This is a genomic window from Sinomonas sp. (genome assembly GCF_051955515.1).
In the GTDB taxonomy this organism is placed as follows: Bacteria; Actinomycetota; Actinomycetes; order Actinomycetales; family Micrococcaceae; genus Sinomonas.
In genome coordinates this window covers 1-3,489 of sequence record NZ_JBQCGQ010000179.1, presented here as the reverse complement: position 1 = coordinate 3,489, position 3,489 = coordinate 1, and the positions used below count along the sequence as shown (strand labels likewise).

The following is a 3,489-nucleotide window of genomic DNA, read 5'->3' as shown; positions in this document are numbered from 1 at the left end:
CGCGGGCGGCCTTCCCCCCGTTGCGCCGTCCCATCCGCAGGGTGCACACCCTGCGGACGTGACGGGGCAACGCGAGGGGGGCGCCCTCCCTGCCTTCTCGGTGCTGCTTCCCGTCTACCAGGGCGACTCGGCATCGCGCGTGCGTCGGGCCATCGCGTCCGTGACGCTGGACCAGACCGTTCCGCCATCGCAGCTCGTCATTGTGCGCGACGGGCCCGTGGGGGACGAGATCGAGCGGGTTCTCGAGGAGGCAGAGCGGGACGAGCGCTTCCCGGCCGACGTCGTGCGGCTTCCGGCGGGAGTGGGCCTGGCCGACGCCCTGGACCTCGGGCTCGAGCACTGCCAGCACGACGTGGTCGCGAGGATGGATGCCGACGACGTCGCCCTGCCCGAGCGCTTCGAGCGGCAGCTGGCGCTCCTCGGCGAGGGCTACGACATCGTCGGTTCGGCCATCGCCGAGATCGGCGACGATGAATCGGCCCGGCTCGCCAGCCGGCCGGTGCCCGTCACGCACCGCGAGATCATGGCCCAGCTGCACTTCCGCACGCCGTTCAATCACCCGAGCGTCATGTACCGCGCGTCAGCCGTGCGGGCCGCGGGGGGATACCGAGGCGTGCCGGGCATGGAGGACTACTGGCTCTGGGCGAGGATGCTCCACGCGGGGAGCCGCGGAGCGAACGACCCCGACGTCCTGGTCCTGTACCGGGTGAGCGACGGCGCCTACGCGCGTCGCGGCGGGGCGCGCATGCTGCGGGCTGAGCTCCGACTCCAACGGCGGATGCTCGAGGCGGGCTACACCGGTCCGAGCCGTTTCCTCCGCAACGTCCTGGTCCGCGGCGCCTACCGGCTCGTGCCGACGCGCGTCCGGCGGACGGGCTACCGTACCGCCTTCACCGAGCAGCCCTTTGTCGAGGAAGGCGCCACAGCCGAGAAGGCCGCCGGCTGACCCATGTTCATCTATGTCCTCGTGGCCATGCTGGCCGCCATCGTCACGTACGCCGCGACCGGAGTCGTCCGCGTCGTGGCCCTGCGGCTGGGGATCGTCTCCCCAGTGCGGGAACGCGACGTGCATACGCGGTCGGTCCCCAGACTCGGCGGCCTGGCGATGCTCGCCGGCTTCGCCGCGGCGTTCTACGCCGCGTCCCAGACGGTGTGGATCCGTTCGATCTTCTTCGACACCCCGCAGACGTGGGCCGTGCTCGTGGGGGCGGTGTTCATCGTCGGCGTGGGGGTTGTCGACGACATCGTGGACCTCAACAGCTGGGTCAAGCTCGCGGGCCAGCTCATTGCGGCTGCCATCGTGGCGGTCTGGGGTCCCCGGGTGACATTCCTCCCGCTCGGCTCGCTCCCCATCACGCAGGAATGGCTCCAGATCGGCCTGACGATGTTCCTCATCGTCCTCACCGTCAACGCGATCAACTTCGTGGACGGGCTCGACGGCCTCGCCGCGGGCGTCGCCGCAATCGGCGGCCTCGCGTTCTTCCTCACGGCATACTGGGTGCACCGCAACGCCCTTCTCCCCAACTACACGGATCTGGCGACCCTCCTCATGGCTCTGCTCGTGGGCATCTGCCTCGGATTCCTGCCGCACAACGCGCACCCGGCCAAGATCTTCATGGGAGATTCCGGCTCGATGCTGCTCGGACTGGTCATGGCGACGGGCGCGGTGGTCGCGACCGGCCAGATCGGATCCGGCCTGTACGACCGCGCCGAGGGCATTCCCACCTTCGTCCCCGTCGTGCTGCCGATCGTCGTCATGCTGCTGCCGTTCCTCGACCTCATCCTCGCCGTCCTGAGACGGACGGCCAGTGGCCGATCGCCGTTCTCCCCGGACCGAGAGCACGTGCACCACAAGCTTCTCGATCTCGGGTACACGCACCGCCAAGCGGTCGCGGTCATGTACGTCTGGACCGCGTTCGTGGCCTTCGGCGGCGTCGCCTACGCGTTCGTCCACTGGGCGCCGGTGACGGTGTTCAACGTGATCGTCCTGCCGGCGGTCGGGTTCCTCACCATGCACCCGTGGGTCCGGGAGAACGTCGCGAGCAGCCCAGTGCGCCGCGTCTGGCTCAGGTCCACACCCTGGGTCCGGCGGATGACCGTGCCTTTCGCGGCCAGCGTGGCCATCGCGACGCTCCTCGGCTTCACCGGGCTTGCGAATGGGGGAGTGCCCCTGCTCTACTCGACGTTCCTCGCGCTCGCCGTCGTCACGCTGTGCGGCGGGGCGGCCGTCGTCATCCTCCATCTGGCCGCGCCCGCCCTGCCCTTCCGGCGCCGCACCCTTGTTGCCGACGTGCTCATGAAGGTCGTTGCGTTCGCGATCGTGCTCCTCGTGGTGGGCTCTCCCACGTGGTCCGATCAGGGCTGGTACTGGCTCTCGCTCGGGCTGTGCGGAGCGGGGTGGATCGTGGCGCAGGGTGGCGTGACGGCGGCCCAGTGGCGGACGACGACGGCGGGCGGGCTGAGCGGCCCGCGCGTCAGCTGACATCTTCTATCTCATGTAGAATATTGTCCGCACCCACCACTCACGCCGGCACCGCTTCGAGCACGCACCTCGACGGGGGCCGCCGACGAACGGCCTGACATGAACAGCACGCCTGCACGCCCCGGCCCGGCCGGATCCGCAGGCGTCAGCTTTTCCTCCCTGTGGCTCCGGCTGGCTTGGCTCTGCACCGCGGTCACCGCCGCCTTGGGGGTCGTCCTCGCCATCGTCGCCTGGGCCACCACCGACCTCGCCGCCGCCGGAAGCGTCCTGTTCTCCGCCGTCGTCGTCATTGCCTTCTTTGCCATCAGCCTCGTGGTGGGCCATCTGGTCGGCCGGCGGAATCCGGCGGGCGCCATCGGCATGTTCGCGGTCGTCTACCTCGTGAAGATCGTGGGATTCGCAGCGCTGCTCATCTGGATCGGAACTCCCGCGTGGATCAACCCGCCGTGGTTCGGCGGCACGGGAATTGCGGTCGTCGTGGTGTGGCAGGCCGTCGAGCTGTGGGGCTTCAGCCGCGTGCGGCTGCAGATCTTCAATGACCCCGAGGATGGGCCCCGTGGCTGAGCGCGAGAGGCCCGGGAAGCCGTCCGATCCCCGCCCGGAATCCGACGGCGGATACAACGCGGGGATGGCCGTCTTCAGCTACATCATTGGCGGGATCATTGTCTGGAGTTTGATAGGGTGGGGGCTGGACACTCTCCTGAAAACCCGCTGGTTCGTGCTCATTGGAGCCCTGCTGGGGATTGCTGGCGGTCTGTACATTGCCGGCAAGCACGGACTCTTCTCGCAGCAGCGCGGACCAGCGAAAGCCGAACCCGACGACGACGTCGAGGGGGACAGCGCCCACTGATGGAGCTACCGACAATTTCACATGTGGGGGTCGAAGCCACTCGCCCCGGCACCTGCCCGACGAAGGACACTGCAAGAGAGGAAATGCGTTGACCCCGCTCACGCTTCCGGCCGCTGACAACAGCGGCACTTTCACACCTCCCACACTCGAAGAGCTG

The 3,489-nt window shown here is 68.8% G+C and carries 4 protein-coding genes; all 4 read left to right on the top strand.

The window, feature by feature from the left end; genetic code table 11:
- A partial coding sequence (locus tag ACTHL9_RS10135; protein ID WP_440518820.1) for a glycosyltransferase occupies positions 1-946 on the top strand: 946 nt, incomplete at its 5' end.
- Positions 947-949: 3 nt separating this feature from the next.
- On the top strand, positions 950-2,482 hold the full coding sequence (locus ACTHL9_RS10130; protein ID WP_440518818.1) for an MraY family glycosyltransferase: 1,533 nt from the start codon (positions 950-952) through the stop codon (positions 2,480-2,482).
- A 99-nt stretch (positions 2,483-2,581) separates the two neighbouring features.
- On the top strand, positions 2,582-3,046 hold the full coding sequence (locus tag ACTHL9_RS10125; RefSeq protein WP_440518816.1) for a hypothetical protein: 465 nt from the start codon (positions 2,582-2,584) through the stop codon (positions 3,044-3,046).
- Positions 3,030-3,332: an AtpZ/AtpI family protein gene (locus ACTHL9_RS10120; protein ID WP_440518814.1), complete on the top strand. Its 303-nt coding sequence runs from the start codon at positions 3,030-3,032 to the stop codon at positions 3,330-3,332. Before ACTHL9_RS10125 ends, ACTHL9_RS10120 begins: the two co-directional genes overlap by 17 nt.
- Positions 3,333-3,489: the final 157 nt, after the last annotated feature.

Coding starts and splice junctions, on each gene's coding strand:
- ACTHL9_RS10130 (WP_440518818.1), top strand. CDS start 950: ATGTTCATCTATGTCCTCGTGGCCATGCTGGCCGCCATCGTCACGTAC.
- ACTHL9_RS10125 (WP_440518816.1), top strand. CDS start 2,582: ATGAACAGCACGCCTGCACGCCCCGGCCCGGCCGGATCCGCAGGCGTC.
- ACTHL9_RS10120 (WP_440518814.1), top strand. CDS start 3,030: ATGGGCCCCGTGGCTGAGCGCGAGAGGCCCGGGAAGCCGTCCGATCCC.